The 1,160-nt window shown below is 65.9% G+C and carries 1 protein-coding gene; it reads right to left on the bottom strand.

Annotated features, from left to right (window positions below):
• A complete protein-coding gene (locus IO29_RS31255) occupies positions 1-1,122 on the bottom strand; it encodes an IS630 family transposase (RefSeq protein ID WP_199806986.1) in 1,122 nt (373 codons plus the stop codon).
• Between the last annotated feature and the right edge of the window lie 38 nt (positions 1,123-1,160).

The raw sequence follows: 1,160 nt of genomic DNA, 5'->3' as shown, positions 1-1,160 counted from the left end.
CTAGTGTCCTGCGCCGGAGATCCGTCGGCAGAAGCGGGCGAGGGAGTCGAGGATTTCCTCGGCGGTCTTGGTCCAGATGAACGGCTTGGGATCTTCGTTCCAGTCCTTGACCCAGGCGCGGATGTCGGCTTCGAGGGCCTGGACGTTCTTGTGCGCACCTCGGCGGATCATTTGGTCGGCCAGGAAGCCGAACCACCGCTCGACCTGGTTGATCCAGGAGGAGCCGGTCGGGGTGAAGTGCATCTGGAATCGGGGGTGTTTGGCCAGCCACGCCTTGATCGCGGGGGTCTTGTGGGTGCCATAGTTGTCGCAGATCAAGTGGATCTGGAGATGGGCGGGGACCTCTTTGTCGATCTTGATGAGGAACTTCTTGAACTCCGCCGCCCGGTGCCGACGGTGCAGGGCGCTGATGACCTCGCCGGTGGCGACGTCGAAGGCTGCGAACAAGGTGGTCAGGCCGTTGCGCACGTAGTCGTGGGTCCGCCGCTCGGGCATGCCCGGCATTATCGGCAGGACCGGCTGGGACCGGTCCAGGGCTTGGATCTGCGACTTCTCGTCCACCGAGAGCACCACCGCGCCCTCGGGCGGGTTGAAGTACAGGCCGACGACGTCATAGACCTTCTCCACGAACAGCGGATCCGTCGACAGCTTGAACGTGTCGGTCAGATGCGGCTTGAGCTGGAACTTCCGCCAGATCCGGCCCACGGTGGACTTCGACAGGCCACTGTGCTCCGCCATCGATTTGCGCGACCAGTGGGTGGCGTTCTTCGGGAGTTCCTCCAGCGTGGTGACCACGACCGCCTCCACCTGATCCACGCTGATGGTGGCCGGCCGGCCCGGCCGGGGCTCGTCAACGAGCCCGTCCAGCCGGCTGGCGAGGAACCGCCGTCGCCACTTGCGGACCGTGTCCGCAGCCACCCGCAGGTCCCGGGCAACCGCCACGATCGGCGGCACCTCCGGCCCCGCGCACGCCAGCACAATCCGTGCGCGCAGGGCCAGGGCCTGGGCCGATGTCGCCCGACGCGTCCACCGCTCCAACACCGCCCGCTCATCAGCGGACAGCAGCAGCGGCTCCAGCTTCGGGCCTCGACGAGGAACAGACGCACCAGCAGCAGAAGTCACACCACAACTAACGATCAACTACTGGCGCAGGACACTAG

The organism is Streptomyces sp. NRRL F-6676, from assembly GCF_000725625.1.
In the GTDB taxonomy this organism is placed as follows: domain Bacteria; phylum Actinomycetota; class Actinomycetes; order Streptomycetales; family Streptomycetaceae; genus Streptomyces.
Note: the sequence above shows the minus strand (reverse complement) of the source record. Positions and strands in the feature narration are given on the sequence as shown.